The organism is Campylobacter concisus, from assembly GCF_902460705.1.
In the GTDB taxonomy this organism is placed as follows: domain Bacteria; phylum Campylobacterota; class Campylobacteria; order Campylobacterales; family Campylobacteraceae; genus Campylobacter_A; species Campylobacter_A concisus_Z.
Genome location: NZ_CABPUP010000001.1, coordinates 678,869 through 701,878 on the forward strand (window position 1 = coordinate 678,869; position 23,010 = coordinate 701,878).

Consider the following 23,010-nt stretch of genomic DNA (forward strand, 5'->3'; position numbering starts at 1 on the left):
TTAGTCCGTTTTATTTTTAAGCTCAAGGTAACTAAACTCGTCATCTTTTGCGTAGATACTAAAGCCGAAATTTTCATAAAGTGCGAGCGCTTTTTCGTTGTTATTATAAGCTTTTGCCTTTAGCGAGCCAACTTTTAATGTAAAAAACGCATAGTATTTTATGAGATCAAGTAGCTTTTTGCCCACTCCTTTTAGCTCTGGGTTTTTATAAACGCCAAATTCGCAACTCTCTTTCGTTATATCAACAAAGCTCACCACTCCGATAAATTCGCTCTCATCTTTTACTAAAAAATAGATCTTATCTTGAATGCTCTTTAATCTCTCTAAAAAAGCAAAATGCTCCTCTTTGCCAACGCTTTTGTTTTTCATAAATTTGGCTATACGCTCGTCGTTTCGCCACTTTAAGATCATCAGCTTTTGCTCGCCACTAAGTGAGGTAAAATTTATAAGCTCGAGCAAATTTCATCTCCCCAGTAAGCTTCATATCCGTTTTCTTTTAGCCAAGCAAAGATCTCTTTTTGATTATCAGCTACGCAAATGGCTTTAAATTTAGCTCCCAAAACGTAAGCTTCATTTACAAGCGAGCTTGCTGTTATGATGAGCATTTTGGCCTCGTTCATCAGCCTTGCTACGTTTTTACTATCTACAAAAAGGCTAAAATTTTCGCTCTTACTTGATAGCTCTTTTAGGGCGCTTAAGTTTTTATTTCCGCTAGTTGTTATGACGGCTGTTTTTAGCCCTTTTAAGAGCAGTTTTTCTGAAATTTTAGTGCCAAGACCTGAAATATCAGTGCCTCCAAGAATGATAGCGTAGTCGTAAATTTTCTCCCTTTTTACCTGCGCTTCTTTATAAAACTCATCTCTAACTAGCAAAAACTCGCTTCCGCAAAATACCTCGCAGCCTTTTTCTACCAGCTCCTCATATCTTGCCTTTTGCGCATATAAATTTACGTTTAAAATATAGTCTGCAAAATGTTTTTCATAAGTATCATCAAACGATAAAATTTTAACGCCAGTTTTTTCTTTTATAGCTCTTTCGTCTTTAAAGCTAAAACCGTAGTGATCGATGATGAAAAGTTCAAATTTATTATCATTTATAAGCTCGCAAAGCTCATCTATATCGCTACTTCTTAGGGTAAATTTAGGGTAGTTTATCTCATCAAAAATGTCACCATCTAGCCTCAAAGACGCAAATGAGATGTCGTTAAATTTTTTAGCAAGCAAAAGGTCTCGCCTGATGTGCCCATGTCCTATCTTGCTGCTACTATCAGCGCGCACGAGCGTTTTTAGCAGGGGAAGTCCTTTAAATTCTTTCAATCAAATCTTTCCATTATTTATCAAATAAAGCTTTTTAGCAAACTCAAAATCCTCTAGCGTATCGATGTCGCAGACTAAATTTCGTGGCAGTAAATATGCCTTTGAATGTGGCGCAAAGATAGCGCTGCACTCCAACCAAGCCTCTTTTTTACCAAAGTAAAAGGCCCCAGCGTCATGAAACGCAGGCTCAAGATCTTGTGAGCGCGTCTTTTCAAACTGCGGATAAAACATGCTAACTCTAGCGTTTTCGTCAAGCTTTATCGCCCTTTGTATAGGAAAATCAAACTCAGTCGCTGAAAATAAAAATTTACACTCCTGCTTTTTAAACTCTCCTGCGGCCTCTTTTAAAATTTCAGCCCTTATAAGCGGTGCTGTAGCATAAAGGCAGCAGACGTCAAAGCTAGAATTTACACGCCTTATCGCATCTTTTATCACGTAGGTGCTAGTTGCGTAGTCGTCGCTTAGGCTCGCCTCTCTAAAAAATGGCACGCTAGCCCCAAACTCCATAGCCACATTTGCGATCGCTTCGTCATCAGTGCTTACGATCACTTCGCTAAAAACTTTAGAATTTAGCGCAGCCTCGATACTATAAGCGATTAAAGGCTTGCCTAAAAAGTCTTTTATGTTTTTGCCAGGTATTCTCTTACTGCCGCCTCTTGCTGGTATGATGCAGATCATTTTTACTCGCTAAAGCTTTTTAGCACGTCAAAAAGCGTGCTTGCGACAAATTTAGCATCATCCACACTCATTCCGTGGTGGCAAGGTATGCTAAGCTCGGCGCTATAAAATTTCTCCGCATTTGGCAGTGAAATTTCGCCAAGTAGAGCTTTATAAAAGCTAAATTTATATGTTGGCTTATAATGCACCTGCACGCCAACGTCTTTTTGCAAGAGTGCTTCAAAAATTTGCTCTTTTTTATCCCAAAATTTCTCATCCAAAAGCACTGGATATAGGTGTCTTGAGCTAGTTGTATTTGCTGGAATTTTTATGATTTTAAAATATTCACACTCGCTAAATTTCTCATCATAAAATTTAGCTATCTCGTTTCTTTTAGCGATAAAGTCGTCTAGCCTTTTTAGCTGGTTAAGCCCCAAAGCGCAGGCTACGTCTGTTATCCTGTAGTTATATCCAAGTAGGCTCATGTCGCTATCCCAAAGCTTTGTTTTAGCGATGCCGTGGCTTCTATATAGTCTTGCTAGCCTTGCTAGCTCATCGTCGTTTGTAGCAAGTGCACCGCCCTCAAGCGTGGTGATAGGCTTTACCGGGTGGAAGCTAAATATGCTAATATCAGCCTTAACGCCCACTTTTACGCCTTTTTGCACGCTGCCAAGGGCGTGAGAGGCGTCGTCTATCACTTTTATGCCATGCTTTTTGGCTAAATTTATGATCTTATCTAGCTCCACTGGATTGCCACCGTAATCAACCGCAGTTATTGCCTTTGTTTTTGGAGTGATTAGAGTTGGAATTTTTTCTTCATTGATGTTGCCATTTGCTTTTATATCGCAAAATTTGACCTGCGCTCCTGCCATCAAAGCTGCATTTGCAGTGGCTGCAAAGGTGATAGGTGTCGTGATCACTTCATCGCCAGCCTTTACGCCAAGGCTAAGATAGGCTACGTGAAGGGCCGAAGTGGCTGAGTTCATAGCGATCACGTGCTTCACTCCAACATACTTTGCCAGCTCCTCTTCAAATTTACTGACCTTTTGGCCACCTGTTAAGATGTCATCTTTTAAGGCATCAGTGACCGCCTTTATGTCCTCTTCTGTGATCTGCTGACGGCTATAAGGGATCATTTAGCATCTCCTATCATCTCAAGAAGACCTGCTCTATCGAGCCAAATTTTATTTGTATTTGAGCTATATTCAAAGTCTTCGCTCACTGGTTTGCCCTTTTGATGAAGGGCATTTGTCGAGAAGTCCTGTGCTGTTAAAAACTGAATAGACGGACTAATAACGTAGTAATCATCAAATTCGTATGTAAGATGCGCATCATCTCTTGAGATCATCATCTCATGCATCTTTTCACCTGGGCGAATGCCTATGATCTTGACGCCAATATCTGGTGCAAGAGCTTTTGCGAGATCCACCATCGTCATCGATGGGATCTTTGGTATGAAAATTTCACCGCCTTTCATCCTCTCAAAATTTTTAAGGACGAAATTTACACCTTGCTCAAGTGTGATCCAAAACCTAGTCATCTTCTCATGCGTGATAGGAAGCTCTTTTTCACCTTGTGCGATCAGTTTTTTAAAGAGCGGTACGACTGATCCACGAGAGCCAACGACATTTCCATATCTTACGACGCTAAATCTTGTCTTTTTATCCCCAACAATATTATTTGCAGCAACAAAGAGCTTATCGCTTGCTAGCTTTGTGGCTCCATACAAATTTACAGGATTGCAAGCTTTATCGGTTGAGAGAGCGATGACCTTACTAACGCCACACTCCAAAGAGGCGTCGATGACGTTTTGAGCGCCGTCAATGTTTGTTTTGATGCACTCCATTGGGTTATATTCTGCGATTGGTACGTGTTTCATCGCAGCTGCGTGGATGACGTAGTCTATGCCGTTCATCGCAGTTCTTAAGCGCTTATAGTCCCTCACATCGCCAATGAAAAAACGCATCGCTTTATCTTTAAAGACTTGAGCCATTTCGTATTGCTTTAACTCGTCGCGTGAGTAGATAACTAGCCTTCTTGGCTTGTATTTTTTTAACAAAATTTCGGTGTATTTTTTACCAAAACTTCCTGTTCCGCCGGTGATTAGTATTGATTTATCATTAAACATTATTGCGCCCTTTACTAACTATTTTTGGGGTATAAATAGCTAAATCTAAATTGTATTTTATAAAAATTTAAGCAAAAGCTATGCCAAATTTTTAAAATTTATTAAAAAAATTTTTATCTTTCTAGATTCTATTTCGTCAAATTTTAATTAATGTTTAGAGGAAATTATAAAAGCAGTGTTTAAATTTAGCCTTTGCAAGGTCGCAAAGGCTAAAAAATTACTTCAAAATTCTTGGTAGTGTGATGCCTTCTTGAGCTTGGTATTTGCCATTTTTATCAGCATAAGTTACCTCGCAAGGTTCATCGCCCTCGATAAACAGCACCTGCGCGATGCCTTCATTCGCATAAATTTTTGCAGGAAGTGGCGTCGTGTTTGAAATTTCTATCGTGATATGCCCCTTAAATCCAGGTTCAAAAGGCGTGACGTTTACGATGATCCCGCAGCGAGCGTAGGTGCTTTTGCCAAGGCAGATCGCTAGCACGTTATCAGGCATGTTAAAGTACTCGATAGTGCGCGCTAGAGCGAATGAATTTGGCGGCACGATGCAGACATCGCCCTTAAAATCGACTACGTTTTTCTCGTCGAAATTTTTCGGATCGACCACGGTTCCGCCGATGTTTGTAAAAATTTTAAACTCATCACCAACGCGGATATCGTAGCCGTAGCTAGAAACGCCGTAGCTAACGACGCCACGACCCACTTGCTCCTCGGCAAATGGCACTATCATATTTTTCTCAACCGACATTTTTCTTATCCAAGAGTCTGATTTTAAGCCCATTTTTGTTCCTTTTTGACGGAGATTATAACGCTTTGCGTCTTTAAAGTAAATTTAATAAAGCGAATAAATTAGATGAAAATTAGTATAATTTTAACAGTAAAAATTAATAAAGGACAAAAATGCAAGAGAAAAATGCAGAAATTTTTACTGGCGAGCGTGCGATGTTTGGGGCAAAAAGTGTAAATTTTACAAACTGCATCTTTGAAGATGGCGAGTCGCCGCTAAAACACAGCTCAAATTTAAAGCTAAATGAGTGCGTTTTTGCCTACAAATATCCACTTTGGTACGCAAATTGTATCACGCTAAATGGCGGATACTTGGAGCCTCTAGCAAGGGCTGGCATGTGGTACAGTACAAATTTAAGCTTCAAGGACGCCGTCGTCAACGCCCCAAAAAGCTTTAGAAAAAGCTCGCAAATTTCGCTAGAAAATATAAATTTTTCAGATGCTAGTGAAACACTTTGGGGATGCACGGATGTGAAGATAAAAAATGTCTTTGCCAGGGGCGATTACTTCGGAGCAAATAGCGAAAATTTAGAGATCGATGGGCTAAATTTAGACGGAAACTACTGCTTTGATAGCTGCAAAAACCTTCGCATCACAAACTCAAAACTCATCTCAAAAGATGCTTTTTGGAACTGTGAAAATGTGACCGCACAAAACTGCCTCATCTCAGGTGAATATCTAGCTTGGAACTCAAAAAATGTGACGCTTATAAACTGCATGATAAAGAGCTTACAAGCCCTTTGTTACGTGGAAAATTTGGTCGTAAAAGATTGCATTTTTATGGATACAAGTCTTGCGTTTGAGTATTCAAGTGTTGATGTGAGCATAAACGGAGCGATAAAAAGTATAAAAAATCCTAAAAGCGGCCTGATAATAGCAAAACAAATAGATGAAATAATTATCGATGAAAGTTTAGTTGATACTAAAAATATCAAGATAATTACCGCACAAAAATAAAAAATATTTTTAAACTAGCTGAGCTAAAAGAGCGATCTTGAACTCTTGTTTTTGTTTATAAAAATTTTTTTTATCTATTTTTCGCTACAATTAGACGCTTATATAAAAAATTAGGAGAAATTTCTATGAAAAAAGAAGACATAAAAGAGCTTATCGAATTTTTTAATGATATGGAGATGAATCATATCAAGATAAAAAGCGGTGATTTTGAAGTTGAGCTAGAGAAATTCGCAGATTATTGTGCACCTACTAAGCCGGCAGTACAAGCAGCAGCTCCAGCACCAACACCTGTAAATGTTGTCGTTAGCTCAGAGGTAAAACCAGCTGCAAATTCGCCAAAAGATAGCATAAAATCTCCTATGGTAGGTACTTTCTACGCTGCTCCAAGCCCAGGCGCTGCACCATTTGTAAAAGCAGGCCAAAGAGTGAGAAAGGGCGATGTAGTGGGCATCATCGAAGCTATGAAGATCATGAACGAGATCGAGGCTGAGTTTGACTGCCAGATCACTGAGATGCTAGTCTCTGACGGACAGCCAGTTGAGTTTGGATTGCCGTTATTTGGCGTGGAGAAAAATTAATGGAATTAAAAAGAATTTTAATCGCAAACCGCGGCGAGATCGCTCTTCGTGCTTTGCGAACGATAAAGGAGATGGGTAAAGAGGCCGTTGTAGTCTACTCAACTGCCGACAAAGACGCACTCTACGTAAAATACGCTGACGTGGCTATTTGTATCGGTAAAGAGCGCTCAAGCGACAGCTACCTAAATATCCCAGCTATCATAAGCGCAGCTGAGATCAGCGAAGCAGACGCTATCTTTCCAGGTTATGGCTTTCTAAGTGAAAATCAAAATTTTGTTGAAATTTGCTCACACCACAAGATCAAATTTATAGGACCAAGCGTTGCTGCGATGGCTTTGATGAGCGACAAGAGCAAGGCAAAACAGGTCATGCAAAGAGCTGGCGTGCCAGTCATCCCTGGCTCAGACGGCGCTGTGGCTGATACAAAAGCTGCAAAAGAGTTAGCCAAAAAGATCGGCTATCCTGTCATCTTAAAAGCTGCGGCAGGCGGCGGCGGACGTGGTATGCGCGTGGTTGAAAAAGAGGCTGATTTAGAAAAAGCGTTTTGGTCTGCTGAGAGCGAGGCGATGAGTGCATTTGGCGATGGCACAATGTATATGGAAAAATATATCCTAAATCCACGTCACATCGAGGTTCAAATCATCGGCGATAGCCACGGCAACGTGCTTCACATAGGCGAGCGCGACTGCTCTATGCAGCGTCGCCACCAAAAGCTGATCGAAGAGAGCCCAGCTATCTTGCTTGATGAAAAAACAAGGGAGAGGCTACATGAAACTGCCATAAAAGCAGCAAAAGCGATCGGCTACGAGGGAGCTGGTACGTTTGAGTTTTTGGTTGATAAAAATTTAGACTTTTACTTCATCGAGATGAACACAAGGCTTCAGGTCGAGCACACAGTTAGCGAAATGGTAAGTGGGCTTGATATCATCGAGCTTATGATAAAAGTGGCCGAGGGCGAAAAGCTACCGTCACAAAAGAGCATCGAGCTAAAAGGCCATGCGATCGAGTGCAGGATCACGGCTGAGGATCCAAATACCTTCACTCCGTGCCCTGGCAAGATCACAAAATATGTCTGCCCAGGCGGCCGCAACGTGAGAATGGATAGCCACATCTACCAAGACTACTCTATACCGCCGTATTATGACAGTATGATCGGAAAGCTTGTTGTTTGGGACACTAATAGAAACAGAGCCATTCACAAGATGAAAGTTGCTCTTGATCAGCTCATAATAAGCGGCATCAAAACAACAAAAGATTTTCACATCGCCATGATGGAAAACAAAGACTTTTTAAGCAACAACTACGATACAAACTATCTTTCAAGACACTAAAATTTTTAAGTCAGGATTTGCAAAAAGCAGATCTTGGCTTAAATATATTAAAATTTTTAAGTTTATCTTAGGGGAAGCATGGTAAACAAAATCAAAGATCAAAATACAAAATTTTTCTCAAATGCCGACCTTGCAAAGCTATTTTTCCCTATTGCGGTTGAGCAGTTTTTAGAGTATAGCCTAGGGCTTGCAAACTCGCTAATGGCAGCAAGTGTTAGTGAAAGCGCTGTAAGTGCGATTAGTCTTGTGGAATTTGTCATGGCGCTATTTATTAGCATTTTTACAGCTATCGCTACTGGCGGCTCAGTGGCTGCTAGCCAGTATCTAGGCAATAAACAAAGTGGCAACGCCAAAATCACAGCAAATCAGCTCGTTTGGTTTAGTTTTATCTTTGCCCTTTTTATCGCAGCGGTCATCATAGTTTTAAAAGATATTATCCTAGATTATGTCTTTGGCGATATTGGTGAGCAAGTAAGGCATGATGCTAGTCACTATCTTGTTTTCTCTGCCATTTCCGCGCCATTTTTGGCTGTCTATGCAGCAGCTGCGGCGATCTTTCGTACGATGTCAAACGCGAAGCTTCCTATGTATATTATGGCGGCTGCAAATTTATTAAATGTACTTCTAACTGCCATTAGTATTTATACATTTCATACTGGCATTTTAGGTATCGCCATTAGCACGCTTATAGCCAAGATGCTTGCTTGCTTTGTCATAGTCTATTTGCTTCTTGATATAAGGCTAAAACTTCACATAAGAAAGAGCTTTATCTATAAATTTGACTACGAGATCATCAAGAAAATTTTAAATATCGGTGTGCCTTATGGCTTTGAAAATTCGATGTTCTATGTGGGTCGCATCATCGTTTTGAGCCTTATTTCACTCTTTGGCACAGCAAGTATCGCTGCAAATGCCGTGGGCGGGACAATCGTGATGTTTCAAGTACTCCCTGGCATGGCGATAGGCACAGGACTTAGTGTAGTTATCTCAAGGTGCGTTGGCGCAAACGACTTTGCTCAGGCTAAATTTTACGTAAGAAAATCGATGATAAGCATCTATATTGTCCAGCTTTTTAGCACAGCTGTGATTTTACTACTTCTTGAGCCACTGCTTAGGGTTTATAATCTCTCAAGCGAAGCCATAAATTTAACAAGGCAGATCGTCTGGTATCACGGTATCGCTATGTGTCTTATTTGGCCACTTGCCTACACATATCCGACCGTTTTTCGTGCTGCAGGGGATGCTAAATATCCGATGATTGTAAATTTAGTTTGTATGTTTGCTTGTAGAGTCATCTTGGCCTATGTCTTTGCGCTCACATTTGATCTTGGCATGATAGGTACTTGGTTTGCAATGTTTGCTGACTGGACCGTAAAGGCGGTGCTTTTTACGATTAGATACTTAAAAGGCACATGGATGAAATTTAAAGCTATTTAAAAAGAAATTTAGTAATATACAAGCGATTTTGTCGCAAAGGATAAAAAATGAAAAATGTATTTAAATTTGGTGCAGTTTTGCTTACGGCAGCTCTTTTTGCTGGATGTGCGAGTGAGAGCTCAAGAGTTGTCGAGACTCCAAAAGTAGCAAGCTACGGCACAGTTTACAATGGCCAAAAAATTTCAGTTTCGATAGGTCGATTTAATAATCAATCAGCTTACCAAAATGGTGTATTTGCTGATGGCGAGGATAGGCTTGGTAACCAAGCCCAAAGTATTTTGATCACAAATTTACAGCAAAGTGGTAGATTTTTGGTGCTTGATAGATCAAATATGAAAGTGATCAAACAAGAGAGCGAGCTAAGTAAAGAGGCTCAAAATTTAAAAGGCTCACGATATGTGATCACTGGTGATGTGACAGAATTTGGTCGTAAGACAACAGGTGATCATCAGTTATTTGGCATACTTGGCAAAGGCAAACAACAAACCGCGTACTCAAAGGTAAATTTAAACGTTGTTGATACAAAGACTGCAGAGGTAGTTTATTCGGTTAGCGGAGCTGGCGAATACACCCTTTCAAACAGAGAGATCATCGGTTTTGGCGGTACAGCAGGATACGACTCTACGCTAAATGGCAAAGTACTAAGCCTTGCTATTATTGAAGCGGTAAATAATCTAGTAAATGGCATAGAAAGCGGAGCATGGCAAGTAAAATAGGGCTTGCAAGCCTTGGGCTTTTTGTGCTATTTTTAGCGGGTTGCGGTCATTCAAACGGCCCAAGATCACTTTATTATTGGGACGGATCATATAGTAGCTCGCTATATAGCTACCTAAATGAAGAGGGCGATACAAACGAGCAAATTTCACGCTTAGAAAATTTGGTGCAGATATCAATACAAAAGGGTTACAAGATCGCTCCTGGCGTATACGCACACCTTGGACTTTTATACTTAAATAACGGAAATCTAGGCGCTGCAAATGCAAATTTTGACAAAGAGGCACAAAATTTCCCAGAGTCAAGGGAGTATATAAATTTCATCAAAGGCTCTAAAAATTTAGCTCCAAAAAAAGCAGAGCAAAAAGAGGGGGCAAATAATGAAAAATAGCCTTAAATTTATGGCCGCTATATTTTTGGTAGTTTTTTTTACGGGCTGCTCTATAAAAGAGCCTGAGCCGTACGACTACTCAGAATTTTTACAAAAAAGACCTCACTCTATCTTAGTGCTTATGCCAACAAATGATAGTACAGAAATTTCAGGCCCAGCAGCAGTTTTAGCAAATGCAGTCGCGCCACTAAGTGAGGCAGGATACTATGTATTTCCAGTGGCTCTTGTAAATGATACCTTTAAGCTAAATGGTATAACCGAGCCAAGCGAGATCGCAGCCGTGCCACTAAATAAGCTTGATAAAATTTTCCATGCTGATAGTGTGCTTTACATAAACATAAAAGATTATGGTACGAGCTATGCGGTTATCTCAAGCTCAACAAAGGTTGTCCTTGAAGCAAAGCTTATTGATATAAAAAGCGGCGCTACTCTTTGGCAAGGCAGTGCTATGGCAGCAGAAGATAGCAGTAGTGGCCAAAGTAGCCTACTTGGCATGTTAGTCTCAGCCGTCATCTCACAGGTGGCAAATACCATCTCAGATAGATCATACGATCTAGCAGTAATGGCAGATGCTTATTTATTTTCAAGAGATTGCCATAACTGCATACTTTATGGACCATATTCGCCGTATTATGGCAAAGATGCACAGCTTCATAAAGATAGATAAATTTAATGAATACTCATCGTCTTGGGATACTCCTTACTTTAGTTGGCGGTATCCTTTGGGGATTTAGTGGGGTTTGTGGGCAATATCTATTTTCACTTGGTATAAATTCTGATTTTTTAGTGCCATATAGACTGATGCTAGCTGGCATTGTTATTGTAATTTTTTATGCTTTTAAAGAACCAAGTACCGTTTTTGCTCCGATTAAAGATATAAAGCTTCTTGGTGAGTTTTTAGTCTATGCTTTGCTTGGGCTTATGATGACGCAGTATGCCTACTTTTACTCCATTGAGCTTTCAAATGCCGCAGTAGCGACTGTTATTCAATACACCGCGCCAGTTCTCATCCTAGCCGTCATCTGCCTAAAAGAGAAGCGAGCACCAAGACCACTTGAAATTTTAGCTCTGTTTTTAGCAATGCTTGGCGTATTTTTCCTGAGCACACATGCGCAAATTTCATCTCTTGTCATTTCGCCAAAAGCGCTATTTTGGTGCTTAGTTAGCGCCGTTTGCGTCTGCGTTTATAACCTAGCTCCAGCAAGGCTAAATACGAAATATTCAGTCACTCTCACGCTTGGCTGGGGTATGGTTATGGGCGGGGTAGTGCTTGCTTGCTATATGAGAGTTTGGGATTTTGCTGGGCTTAATGGTATAAATCAATGGCTGGCATTTATTGCTGTTATTACGCTTGGCACCATTTTTGCATTTAGCTTTTATATGATAGGTGTTAAGCTCATAGGAGCAGCAAAAGCTAGTTTATTAGCTTGCATAGAGCCACTAAGTGCGGCCTTCTTTGGCTATTTTTGGCTTGGGACAAAATTTGTGTTTTGGGATTTTTTAGGATTTGCTCTAATAATCTCTTGTATATTTTTACTATCAAAAAGAGAAAAATTATGATATTTCTAGCACAAACCGATACGACAGCTGGCTTTTTGAGTAAAGATTATAAAGAGATAAATAAGGCGAAAATGCGTGATGAGAATAAACCTTGCCTTATCACGACAGCGAAATTTAGCGTTTTAAATGAGCTTGTTAGAGTGCCAAAAAAATATAAAAATTTTATACGCCGTTCAAGGAAAGCCACATTTTTGTATCCAAATTTAAAGGCTATTAGAGTCGTAAAAGAGTGCGAGCACGAAAAATTTTTAGCTAAATTTGACTGGCTTTATTCAAGTAGTGCGAACAAAAATGGACAAAATTTTAATGAAGCTTGGGCTATGAGCGTGGCTGATGAAATAGTAGATGATCATTTTTTTGAAGATGCTCCATCAAAAATTTATAAAATTTCTCGAAAAAAAATAAAACGTTTAAGATAACTAGTAAATTTATACGGCCACTACCTTTTTAAACTCATCTAAATTTTTTAGCGCTTCATCTATGCCAATCAGCCAAAATTCGCACTTTGTTGTATCTTTTTTAAAGTGTTTTTTCATTAGCTCTTCCACGCTTTTTGTGCCACACTCTATTAAAAATTGTTTATAAATTTTGCAAAATTTTGCTTCATCTTTTTTAAACTCACTTAGAAAAAATTGTGATAGCAGATAGCCAACGCTATAAGGATAGTTGTAAATGTAGTTATCTGTTTTATAAAAATGTGGCTTAAAATATGGCAAAAATTCTTCAACATCGCTTGTGCTATCTTTATAAAATTTATCCCAAGCTTGTTTTAAAAGATCATTTGCATCTTTTTTACTTACTTGACCTTTTTGTCGCAGTTTTAAAAAACCAGTTTCAAACTCGTATCTAACGCTTATGTGTAGTAAAAAATTTGCAGCACTTTTTAGCTCCTGCCATAAAATTTCTACCCTAAGTGAGTCATCTTTTTTTAGCTCATTTCGTAAAAGAGTCTCATTAAATGTACTTGCACTCTCAGCTAAGCTCATTGGAAAATTTGCGCTTAAAACAGGAAGATCACGCATCAAATAGTAGTGCCAAGCATGCCCAAGCTCATGTGCTTGCTGGATTAAGTGTGAAAGAGTATTCATGTAGGTGGTAAAAATTCTTGGTTGCTTAAATTTTGGCAAACTTACAAAAAATGCTCCGCCAGCTTTATTTTCTCGCACATCGCTTTCTATCCAGTGTTTGTCTATCATAAGCTTTATAAAACTATCTTCGCCCAGTGGTTTTAATGCTTTTTTGATGATTTTAATAGCCTCGTCATGAGAAATTTCACTGTGCTTACTAAGTGGATAAGGTGCCAAAAGATCGCAACTTCTCATACTTTTACCACCTAAAAAGCTAGCTCTTACTCTTACGCATTCTCTTATTTTTTCCACTCTTTTGCTAATGGCTTCTTGCATGGCGTTTAAAGTGTCAAGGCTCATTTTATTTTCTTCAAGGCTTGGAGTTAAAAAATCAACTTTTGCTGCCTTAAATTTAGCCAGTCTAAATCCATGAAGCATATTTAAGATATCAAGATAAAGATCGGAAAATTTATCATAGTGAGAACTCAGAGCATCAAACACATTTTTGCGTAAAATTTCATCATCTGATCCTTTTAATATACCCATACATTTTGCAAGATTATAGCTTTGTGTTTTTGCATTTTTATTGGCAGCAGAGATATTTATTAAATTATTTAGATGTCTAAAATTTGTAAAAAGTGGGAAAAAATTTGTGAGCGCTAAATTTGCAAAAAAATCTCTTTCACTCTTTTTTCGTATTTTACTCTTACTATTTTTATGCTCTAAATATAGAAATTTTATATGTTTAAATTGAGCGCTTTGAAAAATTTTATCATCACTTTTTAGGCTATCAAATTTATCAAAAAGTAGCTCCTTTGCCGTATCAAGTTTAGCTTTTTGCTCTTTTATTTTTAGCTCAAATTTACTAGCTAGCTCATCTTTTGTATTATCGCTACTTTTGCAACGACAAAATGCGAGTAGGCTAGCTGCTTCTTTGTATGCTTCTTCGTATGAGATGATAGCTTTGGTAAGCTCGCTATTGTTTAAAAATTTAACCAAATTTTCATTTTGTGCTTTTAGATTTTCAAACGATGAGGTAAAAATTTCGTTATCAAAATCTACGTAAGAATCATCAAAGCTCCATCTCATATTTTCTCCTTAAAATGATAGTAAAAAAACAAATATATGGTGGCTTATAAGACCTAAAATAGCTGGCACGCTACATCTTTTAATTAGAGAAAGCGGGCTAATGTGAAGCATTCCTGAAATGGCTACCACTACGCCAGAGACAGGTGAAAGTGGTCTAGCTATTGTGGAGGCTTGATGCATAGGAAGCACGAGCATAACAGAGTTGATGTTTAAGCTCTTAGCTATATTTGGCACCATGTTTAAAAGTGGATAAAAACTTGCACCATTTGAGCCAGCTATGATTGTAACAATAGTTGTTATAAATACAAAAAGTATAGACATGCCAAGCCCTCCAAAGCCTATGCTTTTTGCCAAATTTACAATAGCATCAAGCATGCCAAGAGCCTTAAAACCTTCAGCAAATATACCAGCTGCTACAACTAGCATAACAACACCGCTCAAGCTTTTTGCCATGGCATTAAAAAATACTTTTAGCCCTTCACCAAGCTTTTCAAAGCTAAATTTATGTCTAAATGCTTCAAAAACCATAGCAATTATCATAGAAAGGATTATGACGCTTGATATGTTTAGTTTTATAGTTTTTAAACAATATGGCGAAAAAACTACTACTAAAATCATCGGTAAAAATGGTAAAAGAGCATAGATCATAGGTGCTTGCTCTTTTGGAACATCCACCTTATCGTCAAAACTAATACTCTCTCCTACATGCTCGCTACAAACCCAACCTTCTTTTTTGTCTAAGTATCTATTCCAAAGAACTAATGCAATGCCGATCACGAGCACAGTTGGAAGAGCTGCTGGAATTTTATAGATAAAAACATAATCAAGCACCTCGAGTTCAGTTGCTTTTGCAGCAGCAGCTGTCGATGAGCCAAGAAGTACCATTGAGCTAGCTCCGCTCATCGCACAAATACTACCAACGCTTAGTTTATTTAGTCCTAGTGATATAAGAACTGGTCCAAGAAGTGCAAGACAAAGCACGCCAAGTCCAACCGCACTGGTTATGACCATGCTTATAAGTTTTGCTACGCAAAAAGCTATGAATATCATAAAATATGGGCTTTTTATGGCTTTAAACCTTTTTGTGGCGATGCCCACAAAGGCTTGATTTGCTCCGATATGGGTCATATAACTTGCAAAACCGACCATTAACATGATTAAAAGTCCAAGTTGTGAAAAATTATTTGAGAGCATATAGTGGATAAACTCAACTACATCCAGTAAGGAATTTCCAGTGCTCTTTACCTTTTCTGGTAAAAATTCTCCCGTATCAAGAATGACTGAAGAGACAAGCATGATAACACCAGATAGTAAAAGAACGAAAGTGGCGTATTTGCCTTTTAAAATCGCCCAGCCTACAACAAAAAGCGTAAGTAGAGCTATGATTAGACCAAGAGTATGCATTTTTGCTCCTTATTAAGATATTTAAAAACCAGAATACAAAAATCAAAAATACACTTAAAATATAAAAAATAATATTTATATGCTTGCAATTATACTACTTGTTATATTGAAATTTCGCTTTTATTTATAAAAATATTATTAATTTTATAGATTAGATTGCTACTTTTATGACTAAGATGCAAAAGATAAATATAAAAATTTTAATATTAAGTGCGACTATTGTAGTGTGATTTAAAGCTAATTAAAATATGCAAAATACAAAAGGACGTAAATATTTGATTTGGTAAATATTCAAATGATGCCAGTAGTAACTTATTTTAGTATTTACTCCCTCGGCAGTCCGTTTCTATCAGACTTATCGCTGATTAGCTTACCCGATTCGTCGTATTTTTTAGCTCGGATGAGCCTACCGCGCTCAAACTCCCCCTCGGCTTCGAGCGTTCCGTTTGCGTAGTAGTGTTTTGCGGTGCCGACCTCCAGCCCGTCCTCAAACATCACTCTGGCCTTTAGCGCGCCGTTTTTGTGATACTCCTCGTATAGTCCGTCATAGCGCCCGTTTTTAAACATTACCTTTGCGGCCGGCGCCCCGCTCTCATAGTAGTCTAGCCCCGCACCCGTTTGGCGGCCGTCTTTGTACTCGTATTCGCCTCGTAGCTTGCCGCTTGGGTAGTATTCGCGCGCGACGCCGTCCTTTTCGCCGTCTTTGTAATTTTCTACCACGCGCGTTTTACCATTTTCGTAAAATCGCTTCCAAACGCCTTGTTTCCGGTCATTTTTGTATTCGCCCGTCTCCTCCATGGCGCCGCTTTCGTAGTACCATTTTTCCGTGCCTTCTCGCTTGCCATCTTTGTAGGTTCGCACGCCTCGAATTTTACCGCTTTTGTAGTAGTCTACGTCCTCGCCGTTTCGCAGCCCGCCCGCGTAGGGACTGCGCGCGCTAACCTCACCGCTAACGTAATAGTCGGTAAATACGCCCTCTCGCTTGTCCGCTTTAAAAACGCCCTCCTGCTTTAACGCGCCGCCCTCGTCAAAGTAGTAGCGGCGGTAGCGCCCGTCGCGGACGTCATTTTTGTATTCGCTCTCGCCCATCAGAGCGCCGCTATCTGCGTGGTAGTGCTTAGCCGTGCCCTCGCGGACGCCGTTTTTTAGGGGGTATTCGTTTGAGGGTTTGTCTCTGCCGTCAAAATAGTCTCGATATCGCACCGCCGTGCCGCCCTGCACGTCTATCTCGCGTATAAGCGTGGGCGGTAGCGGTTTTAGCCTCGGATAGACCATGCCCATCGCATTTACGCCGTATAGGTCTTCGGCGCTGTATCGAAGCATCTTAAGCGTGCCGTCGTAGAGCTTGCCTTTTACGTAGTAAAGCCCGTTTTTTAGGCTCGCTTCGGGCTTCATTACGATTTTTGGCTCCAAGGCCTGCGCACCGATGGCTAAAAGCGGAAGTAAAAATAGAAATTTTAGGATTTTCACGGTTATCCTACTTTGTTTGATTTGGGTAATTTTAAAATTCGAAACTAAATTTAAGGTGAAGGCACGATTATTTCGGATGAGTTAGACTAAAGGCTCGCGTCAAATTTAGCCGTCTTTTAGCGCCTCCGCGACAACCTTCCACTCTCGCGCTAGCCTTTCAAAGCTAAAATTTGCGTTTGCTGGGCTCGTGGACGGTAGCTTGACAGGCGATTTACCCGTTGCATTTAAAATTTGATTTTTTAGGTATTTTTCGCAGATTTCGTGCGCCTTACCGCCGTTTGCGTAAACTTGTGCTATGCGCGCGCCGCTAAAAATCGGCTCTAAATTTGCGGGCTCGACGGCGGTCATTTTAGCATCGCTCGAGCCCTTTATCTCGCACGAGATCGCAGCGTCGTAGATAGCGATGCGGTGAGCGAGCAGGAATTTTATCTTCTCATCCGTGCTAACAGGCGGCGGAACGTTTAAAATCCCGGCCAGCACCCGCCAAAAGCGATTTTGCGGATTTACGTAGTAAAAGCCAAATTTACGAGAAACGACGGAAGGGAAGGAGCCGAGGATTAAAATTTTAGAGTTTTTATCGAAAATAGGTTTAAAAGGATGGGTTTGGCTCATTTTGCGCCTTTTAAATTTGCCGCGTTAAATTTAAAATTTTCAAATTTGAAAGCAAATTTAACCGCCCAAACGAGCGGCTAAATTTACAGATATTTTCCATAGCCCGTCAAATTTGAGCGAGGGAAATTTGCGCCTTACTCGGCTGTGGTACCAACAGAGGCATCCTCGGCGCTTTCAGGCATGCCAGACTCGATCTCGTCGCTAAAATCAGCCAAGCTTAGGCGTTTTAGCTGGCGGTAGCGTCTTTGCGCGTCGGCCTTGTTTTTAGCCAGCAGCTCGTCTGCGTGCTGCGGGTTGGTTTTCTTAAGCGAGTTGTAGCGAACCTCGTTTAGCAAAAACTCCTCGTAAAGCGACCAATCCGGCTCTTTTGAGGTCATTTTGAGCGGATTTTTGCCCTCTTTGATTAGGCGCGGATCATAGATGTAGGTCGGCCAGTAGCCGCACTTAGTCGCTAGCTCGCCTTGACCGCCGGAGTAGGCCATGCCGCCTTTTATACCGTGCGCGATACACGGCGAATACGCGATCACGAGGCTAGGTCCGTCGTAGACTTCGGCTGCGGCGATGGCTTTTATCGTGTTTGCCTGGCTCGCATTTGAGTTGATCTGCGCGACGAAGATATTTCCGTAGGTCATCGCGATGTAGCCAAGATCTTTTTTCTGCATCGGCTTGCCGCTAGCGGTAAACTGTGCTATAGAGCCAGCGCGGCTTGATTTTGAGCTTTGGCCGCCGGTGTTTGAGTAGACCTCGGTGTCAAGCACGAGCACGTTTACGTTCTCGCCGCTAGCTAGTACGTGGTCAAGACCGCCAAAGCCGATGTCGTACGCCCAGCCGTCGCCGCCGATGATCCATTGTGATTTTTTGACGAGATATCTTTTTAGCTCTAAAATTTCTTTTACGCCCTCTACACTTAAATTTTGCTCCAAAATCGGCGTTAAAATTTTAGCGATTTGCGTCGTTTTCTCGCCGTCGTTTTTATGCGCGATCCAGTCGGAGTATAGCGCAGCTAGTGCATTTGGCGCGGCGTCTTTAGTGCGTAGCATGACGTCTTCGATACGGTGGCGAAGCGTCTCTACCGCGACGTTCATACCCATACCAAACTCCGCGTTATCCTCAAACAGCGAGTTTGCCCACGCTACGCCCTTGCCGTCTTTGTTCGTCGTATAAGGCGTCGAAGGCGCGCTGCCGCCGTAGATCGAGCTACATCCGGTGGCGTTTGCCACGATCATACGGTCGCCGAACAGTCTCGTCACAAGCCCGATATAAGGCGTCTCGCCGCAACCCGGGCATGCACCGTGAAACTCAAATAACGGCTGCGCAAATCCCACGCCCTTGACGCTATCTTTGCTCATCAGGTCGTCTTTGTAGGTTACTTTTTTAAATAAATAATCGGCGTTTTCCTGCTCGTGTCGCTCCATTTCCTCGGCTAGCGGCACCATGACGAGTGATTTTTCCTTGCTCGGACAAATTTGAGCGCACAGCTCGCAGCCCGTGCAGTCAAGCGGGCTAACTTGGATTTTGTATTTTAGTCCTTTTGTCTCTTTGCCTTTGGCGTCTAGGACGCGATCTTGCACGGTTTGCGGCGCGGCGGCGAGCTCGTTTTCGTCGATGAGAAATGGCCTAATGACCGCGTGCGGGCAGACGAAGGCACACTGGTTGCACTGGATGCAGTTGCTCTCGATCCACTTTGGCACCATTACGCCGATGCCGCGTTTTTCGTAGGCCGTGGTGCCTGATTTAAAGTGTCCGTCTTCAAAGCCCACAAATGCCGAAACGGGCAAGCTATCGCCCCTGGCGGCGTTTATAGGCTTGACGATTTTTTCTATAAATTCGTCGCCGACGTATTTTTCCTCCGCACTCGCGTCATCCGTTAAATTTGCCCAGCTAGGATCAACCGCAACCTTAACCAGCCCATCCGCGCCCATATCGATGGCCTTGTAGTTCATCTCTACGATCGCTTCGCCCTTTTTGGCGTAGGCTTTGTGCGCGTACTCTTTCATGTATTTTTGCGCGTCGGCAAACGGGATGATGTCAGCTAGCTTAAAAAACGCCGACTGTATAATGGTGTTCGTGCGGTTTTTCAGCCCGATCTCGCGAGCTAGCTTGGTGGCGTTGATGATGTAGAAATTTACTCTTTTCTCGGCCAAAATTTTCTTTACTTTATTCGGCAGTTTAGCGACCGTCTGCTCGGCGTCCCAGATCGAGTTTAGCAGGAACGTCCCGCCCTCGCGGATACCGTCTATGACATCGTAAATTTCAAGATACGCCGCGACCGAGCAGGCTACGAAGTGAGGATTTGAGACGAGGTAGGTCGAGCGGATCGGGTTTTTACCGAAACGCAGATGCGAGCGCGTGTAGCCGCCCGATTTTTTGCTGTCGTAGGCAAAATACGCCTGCGCGTAAAGCTCAGTTTTATCGCCGATGATTTTGATGGAGTTTTTATTCGCCCCAACGGTACCGTCCGCGCCAAGGCCGTAAAATAGGCACTCTTTCACGCTTGCGTCGCTTAGCGAAATTTTCTCGCCGACTTTTAGCGAGGTGAAGGTCACGTCGTCCTCGATTCCGACGGTAAAGCCGTTTTTTGGCTCACTTAAATTTAGATTTTCAAAGACGGCTAGTATTTGCGCAGGATCGACGTCTTTTGAGCTTAGGCCGTAGCGGCCGCCCACGATCACGGGCTGATTTTTGCGTCCGTAAAATGCCGCCTTGACGTCCAGATATAGCGGCTCGCCGAGGCTTCCAGGCTCTTTCGTGCGGTCTAGCACGGCGATCTTTTCTACCGTTTCAGGCATCACGTCAAAGAGGTATTTTAGGCTAAACGGACGGTATAGATGCACCTTTAGCACGCCCACTTTTTCGCCCTTTGCACGCAGGTGATCGACGACCTCTTCTAGAGTTTGCGTGACAGAGCCCATCGCGATCACGACGCGCGTAGCATGCGGATCGCCGTAGTAGTTAAACGGTTTATAGTCGCGTCCAGTGATTTTTGAAATTTCTTTTAGATAGTCCGCTACGATATCAGGAATCGCGTCGTAGTAGCGGTTAGCTAGCTCGCGCGTCTGGAAATAAATATCGTCGTTTTGCGCCGTACCGCGAGTCTTCGGGCTTTCTGGGCTTAACGCCTCGTCTCTAAATTTTTGCAGCGCCTCGCGGTCTAGCAGCCTATCAAAGTGCGCGTAGTCAAGAACCTCGATCTTTTGTATCTCGTGGCTCGTACGAAATCCGTCAAAAAAGTGCAAAAATGGCACGCGACCCTTGATCGCAGCTAGATGCGCGACGCCGGCGATATCCATGACCTCTTGCACAGAGCCGCTTGCTAGCATCGCAAATCCCGTTTGCCGACAGGCATAAATGTCCTGATGATCGCCAAAGATAGAAAGCGCCTGAGCCGCGATAGAGCGCGCACTCACGTGTATGACGCCGGGAAGCAGCTGGCCTGCGATCTTGTACATATTTGGGATTTTTAGAAGTAGACCTTGCGAAGCCGTGTATGTCGTAGTTAGCGCGCCCACTTGCAGCGAGCCGTGCACGGTGCCCGCAGCTCCGCCTTCGCTTTGCATTTCGACGACTTTAACGGGCATGCCGAATAGATTTTTCTTGCCCTGAGCCGCCCACATATCGGTGTAATCAGCCATCGGCGAGCTAGGAGTGATCGGGTAGATGCCCGCAACCTCCGTAAATGCATAAGCCGCGTGCGCCGCAGCCTCGTTTCCGTCCATAGTTTTCATTATTTTAGCCATTTTTCCGCCTTAAATTTTCTTATGTTTTTTAAAAATCTTTTATTATAGAGCTAGTTTCCAAAATCTACTATTAATCTATGTCATTAATAAATTCTGAGAATTTTGTCTTTTGAATTACTAACTTTAAGCAAAATTCCATTACCGTAATGAAAAAATTAAGGATAAAATTTGATAAGTGTTCATAGGGTAGCCTATTTAAGGGTTATAGCTCTTGCTTTTTGTGCTTTTATATTTAACACTACTGAGTTTGTTCCAGTGCCACTTTTAAGTGATATTGCAAAAGACTTTGATATGAGCACGGCTGATACCGGTCTTATCATCACGATTTATGCGTGGAGCGTCACTATACTCTCTTTACCGCTTATGCTTTTGACTGCAAATTTAGAACGAAGATCTCTTCTTTTAAAGGTTTTTATCGTATTTGTTGTAGCTCATACTCTTTGTGCCTTTGCTTGGAATTTTAAAATTTTAATTATTGCTCGGTTGATGATAGCTATTGCTCATGCCATTTTTTGGGCTATCACTGCTTCACTTGCTGTTAGGCTAGCTCCGATAAATAAAAGCTCGCAAGCTCTTGGATTGCTAGCTCTTGGTACATCACTAGCGATGATACTTGGTCTGCCACTTGGAAGAATTTTGGGTGATGCACTTGGTTGGCGTGTGACCTTTGGATTGATTGGAATTTTTGCTGTTGGTGTTGGAGTTTGGCTATATAAAATTTTGCCACTTCTGCCAAGTAAAAACTCAGGCTCGCTTAAAAGCTTGCCAGAGCTTGCAAGAAATGGCCTTTTGATGGTCGTATTTTTACTAACTGCAATTATCATAAGCGCGCATTTTAGCACCTATAGCTACATTGAGCCATTTGCAAAAGATATCAGTGGCTTTGATGGGAAATTTATCACAATATTCTTGCTTATATTTGGTGTCGCTGGTGTAGTCGCAAGCCTGCTTTTCTCTAAATTTTATAAGCTTATTCCAAATGCATTTTCTGCAATTTCTATTATGCTTATTTTATGTTGTTTGCTTGTGTTAAATTTTATTGCTAAAAATGAAGTTTTAATGCTAGTCTTGGCCTTTATTTGGGGGCTTGGCATAGCTGGTGTAAATATGAGCTTTCAAATAAAAGTGCTAAATTTAGCCTCAAATGCAACTGATGCTGCAATGGCGATATTTTCGGCTATTTATAACATAGGCATCGGAGCAGGGGCATTAATAGGGCATCAGACGATAGTTTATTTAGGCGAGCAAAATATCGGTAATATTGGTAGTTTTTTTGCCGCAAGCGGACTTATTATATTTTTGTTTGCAGTATCTAAGATTAAAAGAGTTTAGATATTTAAATATCTAAGTAAAACGTTACAAATTTCTACATATAAGTGATAATAAATATCATAACTAAGAAAAATTTTAGTTAAGCTTCCTTATAATCATTATCAGAAAATGAATAAATTTTAGGAGCTTATTATGTCAGTTTTAGTTATCGGTGCAGATGAGATAACGCCTATCAAGGCAGTTTTACATGATTTGGGAGCTGAGAAGATAGAACACTGGGATGCTAGAAATGAAAACCGCGTAAATCGCAAGCCAATCCCTCAAGATACCGAGTGTGTGGTGATGCTAACTAGTTTTTTAAACCACAACACGATGAAGACTATTAAAACTCAAGCAAAAAAGAGAAATATTCCAATTGTTTGTGCAAAAAGAAGCGTTAGTTGCGTATTTTGCGAGTACTGCAAGGTCTTTGGGCTAGATAAGGAATTTGGATGCAAAGAATAATCA

22 protein-coding genes are annotated in these 23,010 nt (G+C 41.3%); 11 read left to right on the plus strand and 11 right to left on the minus strand.

The features are described from left to right. The 6 genes from pseH to dcd all read right to left on the minus strand — a co-directional run bounded on the left by pseH (position 1) and on the right by dcd (position 4,879). Positions 1-459 carry a UDP-4-amino-4,6-dideoxy-N-acetyl-beta-L-altrosamine N-acetyltransferase gene (gene pseH / locus F3G75_RS03265; protein WP_149716541.1) on the minus strand — a complete coding sequence of 153 codons (459 nt, stop codon included), beginning with the start codon at positions 457-459 and terminating at the stop codon, positions 1-3. Next, positions 444-1,316, minus strand: coding sequence for a UDP-2,4-diacetamido-2,4,6-trideoxy-beta-L-altropyranose hydrolase (gene pseG, locus F3G75_RS03270; RefSeq protein WP_149716542.1), 873 nt, complete (start codon positions 1,314-1,316; stop codon positions 444-446). The genes pseH and pseG overlap by 16 nt, the downstream gene beginning before the upstream one ends. Next, positions 1,317-1,994 carry a pseudaminic acid cytidylyltransferase gene (pseF, locus tag F3G75_RS03275; RefSeq protein ID WP_149716543.1) on the minus strand — a complete coding sequence of 226 codons (678 nt, stop codon included), beginning with the start codon at positions 1,992-1,994 and terminating at the stop codon, positions 1,317-1,319. It lies immediately after the preceding gene. A gap of 2 nt (positions 1,995-1,996) precedes the next feature. After that, positions 1,997-3,109, minus strand: coding sequence for a UDP-4-amino-4,6-dideoxy-N-acetyl-beta-L-altrosamine transaminase (gene pseC, locus F3G75_RS03280; protein ID WP_149716544.1), 1,113 nt, complete (start codon positions 3,107-3,109; stop codon positions 1,997-1,999). Then, positions 3,106-4,101, minus strand: coding sequence for a UDP-N-acetylglucosamine 4,6-dehydratase (inverting) (gene pseB, locus F3G75_RS03285; RefSeq protein WP_149716545.1), 996 nt, complete (start codon positions 4,099-4,101; stop codon positions 3,106-3,108). Before pseB ends, pseC begins: the two co-directional genes overlap by 4 nt. A 217-nt stretch (positions 4,102-4,318) precedes the next feature. Continuing rightward, positions 4,319-4,879: a dCTP deaminase gene (gene dcd / locus F3G75_RS03290; RefSeq protein WP_021091674.1), complete on the minus strand. Its 561-nt coding sequence runs from the start codon at positions 4,877-4,879 to the stop codon at positions 4,319-4,321. A gap of 119 nt (positions 4,880-4,998) precedes the next feature. Here dcd and F3G75_RS03295 point away from each other — a divergent pair, with 119 nt between their 5' ends. The 9 genes from F3G75_RS03295 (at position 4,999) to F3G75_RS03335 (ending at position 12,271) form a co-directional block, all read left to right on the plus strand. Beyond that, on the plus strand, positions 4,999-5,841 hold the full coding sequence (locus F3G75_RS03295; protein ID WP_149716546.1) for a DUF3737 family protein: 843 nt from the start codon (positions 4,999-5,001) through the stop codon (positions 5,839-5,841). A gap of 125 nt (positions 5,842-5,966) precedes the next feature. Beyond that, the gene (gene accB, locus F3G75_RS03300) at positions 5,967-6,419 is read left to right on the plus strand and encodes an acetyl-CoA carboxylase biotin carboxyl carrier protein (protein ID WP_149716547.1); all 453 of its coding nucleotides are present in this window, start codon (positions 5,967-5,969) and stop codon (positions 6,417-6,419) included. Further along, a complete protein-coding gene (locus tag F3G75_RS03305; RefSeq protein WP_103638087.1) occupies positions 6,419-7,750 on the plus strand; it encodes an acetyl-CoA carboxylase biotin carboxylase subunit in 1,332 nt (443 codons plus the stop codon). The genes accB and F3G75_RS03305 overlap by 1 nt, the downstream gene beginning before the upstream one ends. Positions 7,751-7,828: 78 nt before the next feature. Further along, a complete protein-coding gene (locus F3G75_RS03310) occupies positions 7,829-9,187 on the plus strand; it encodes an MATE family efflux transporter (RefSeq protein WP_149716548.1) in 1,359 nt (452 codons plus the stop codon). Positions 9,188-9,234: 47 nt separating this feature from the next. After that, positions 9,235-9,903 carry a CsgG/HfaB family protein gene (locus tag F3G75_RS03315; RefSeq protein ID WP_149716549.1) on the plus strand — a complete coding sequence of 223 codons (669 nt, stop codon included), beginning with the start codon at positions 9,235-9,237 and terminating at the stop codon, positions 9,901-9,903. Further along, a complete protein-coding gene (locus F3G75_RS03320; RefSeq protein ID WP_149716550.1) occupies positions 9,888-10,292 on the plus strand; it encodes a DUF4810 domain-containing protein in 405 nt (134 codons plus the stop codon). The genes F3G75_RS03315 and F3G75_RS03320 overlap by 16 nt, the downstream gene beginning before the upstream one ends. After that, a complete protein-coding gene (locus tag F3G75_RS03325; RefSeq protein ID WP_149716551.1) occupies positions 10,282-10,959 on the plus strand; it encodes a DUF799 domain-containing protein in 678 nt (225 codons plus the stop codon). The genes F3G75_RS03320 and F3G75_RS03325 overlap by 11 nt, the downstream gene beginning before the upstream one ends. 5 nt (positions 10,960-10,964) lie before the next feature. Then, positions 10,965-11,852: a DMT family transporter gene (locus F3G75_RS03330; RefSeq protein WP_149716552.1), complete on the plus strand. Its 888-nt coding sequence runs from the start codon at positions 10,965-10,967 to the stop codon at positions 11,850-11,852. Next, the gene (locus F3G75_RS03335; RefSeq protein WP_021091590.1) at positions 11,849-12,271 is read left to right on the plus strand and encodes a threonylcarbamoyl-AMP synthase; all 423 of its coding nucleotides are present in this window, start codon (positions 11,849-11,851) and stop codon (positions 12,269-12,271) included. The genes F3G75_RS03330 and F3G75_RS03335 overlap by 4 nt, the downstream gene beginning before the upstream one ends. A gap of 9 nt (positions 12,272-12,280) precedes the next feature. Here F3G75_RS03335 and F3G75_RS03340 read toward each other — a convergent pair whose 3' ends face one another. From F3G75_RS03340 to nifJ, 5 genes are all read right to left on the minus strand, one after another. Further along, positions 12,281-14,008 (minus strand): gluzincin family metallopeptidase, encoded by a 1,728-nt coding sequence (locus tag F3G75_RS03340; protein ID WP_149716553.1) that lies wholly within the window; start codon positions 14,006-14,008, stop codon positions 12,281-12,283. Between the two features lie 9 nt (positions 14,009-14,017). Then, positions 14,018-15,412, minus strand: coding sequence for a C4-dicarboxylate transporter DcuC (dcuC, locus tag F3G75_RS03345; RefSeq protein WP_149716554.1), 1,395 nt, complete (start codon positions 15,410-15,412; stop codon positions 14,018-14,020). Between the two features lie 324 nt (positions 15,413-15,736). Further along, positions 15,737-16,882: a toxin-antitoxin system YwqK family antitoxin gene (locus tag F3G75_RS03350; RefSeq protein ID WP_149716555.1), complete on the minus strand. Its 1,146-nt coding sequence runs from the start codon at positions 16,880-16,882 to the stop codon at positions 15,737-15,739. Positions 16,883-16,987: 105 nt separating this feature from the next. Then, positions 16,988-17,494 (minus strand): DNA-deoxyinosine glycosylase, encoded by a 507-nt coding sequence (locus F3G75_RS03355; RefSeq protein WP_149716556.1) that lies wholly within the window; start codon positions 17,492-17,494, stop codon positions 16,988-16,990. Between the two features lie 134 nt (positions 17,495-17,628). Beyond that, positions 17,629-21,231 (minus strand): pyruvate:ferredoxin (flavodoxin) oxidoreductase, encoded by a 3,603-nt coding sequence (gene nifJ, locus F3G75_RS03360; RefSeq protein WP_149716557.1) that lies wholly within the window; start codon positions 21,229-21,231, stop codon positions 17,629-17,631. A gap of 168 nt (positions 21,232-21,399) precedes the next feature. Here nifJ and F3G75_RS03365 point away from each other — a divergent pair, with 168 nt between their 5' ends. Together F3G75_RS03365 and F3G75_RS03370 are read left to right on the plus strand one after the other, a co-directional pair. Next, positions 21,400-22,563 (plus strand): sugar transporter, encoded by a 1,164-nt coding sequence (locus tag F3G75_RS03365; protein WP_149716558.1) that lies wholly within the window; start codon positions 21,400-21,402, stop codon positions 22,561-22,563. A gap of 132 nt (positions 22,564-22,695) precedes the next feature. Continuing rightward, positions 22,696-23,007 carry a DUF2325 domain-containing protein gene (locus F3G75_RS03370; protein WP_002939277.1) on the plus strand — a complete coding sequence of 104 codons (312 nt, stop codon included), beginning with the start codon at positions 22,696-22,698 and terminating at the stop codon, positions 23,005-23,007. The last annotated feature ends 3 nt before the right edge of the window (positions 23,008-23,010 follow it).

Coding starts and splice junctions, on each gene's coding strand:
- dcd (WP_021091674.1), bottom strand. CDS start 4,879: ATGGGCTTAAAATCAGACTCTTGGATAAGAAAAATGTCGGTTGAGAAA.
- F3G75_RS03325 (WP_149716551.1), top strand. CDS start 10,282: ATGAAAAATAGCCTTAAATTTATGGCCGCTATATTTTTGGTAGTTTTT.
- F3G75_RS03355 (WP_149716556.1), bottom strand. CDS start 17,494: ATGAGCCAAACCCATCCTTTTAAACCTATTTTCGATAAAAACTCTAAA.
- F3G75_RS03315 (WP_149716549.1), top strand. CDS start 9,235: ATGAAAAATGTATTTAAATTTGGTGCAGTTTTGCTTACGGCAGCTCTT.
- pseF (WP_149716543.1), bottom strand. CDS start 1,994: ATGATCTGCATCATACCAGCAAGAGGCGGCAGTAAGAGAATACCTGGC.
- pseB (WP_149716545.1), bottom strand. CDS start 4,101: ATGTTTAATGATAAATCAATACTAATCACCGGCGGAACAGGAAGTTTT.
- F3G75_RS03295 (WP_149716546.1), top strand. CDS start 4,999: ATGCAAGAGAAAAATGCAGAAATTTTTACTGGCGAGCGTGCGATGTTT.
- dcuC (WP_149716554.1), bottom strand. CDS start 15,412: ATGCATACTCTTGGTCTAATCATAGCTCTACTTACGCTTTTTGTTGTA.
- nifJ (WP_149716557.1), bottom strand. CDS start 21,231: ATGGCTAAAATAATGAAAACTATGGACGGAAACGAGGCTGCGGCGCAC.
- F3G75_RS03340 (WP_149716553.1), bottom strand. CDS start 14,008: ATGAGATGGAGCTTTGATGATTCTTACGTAGATTTTGATAACGAAATT.
- pseC (WP_149716544.1), bottom strand. CDS start 3,109: ATGATCCCTTATAGCCGTCAGCAGATCACAGAAGAGGACATAAAGGCG.
- accB (WP_149716547.1), top strand. CDS start 5,967: ATGAAAAAAGAAGACATAAAAGAGCTTATCGAATTTTTTAATGATATG.
- F3G75_RS03310 (WP_149716548.1), top strand. CDS start 7,829: ATGGTAAACAAAATCAAAGATCAAAATACAAAATTTTTCTCAAATGCC.
- F3G75_RS03305 (WP_103638087.1), top strand. CDS start 6,419: ATGGAATTAAAAAGAATTTTAATCGCAAACCGCGGCGAGATCGCTCTT.
- F3G75_RS03370 (WP_002939277.1), top strand. CDS start 22,696: ATGTCAGTTTTAGTTATCGGTGCAGATGAGATAACGCCTATCAAGGCA.
- F3G75_RS03330 (WP_149716552.1), top strand. CDS start 10,965: ATGAATACTCATCGTCTTGGGATACTCCTTACTTTAGTTGGCGGTATC.
- F3G75_RS03335 (WP_021091590.1), top strand. CDS start 11,849: ATGATATTTCTAGCACAAACCGATACGACAGCTGGCTTTTTGAGTAAA.
- F3G75_RS03320 (WP_149716550.1), top strand. CDS start 9,888: ATGGCAAGTAAAATAGGGCTTGCAAGCCTTGGGCTTTTTGTGCTATTT.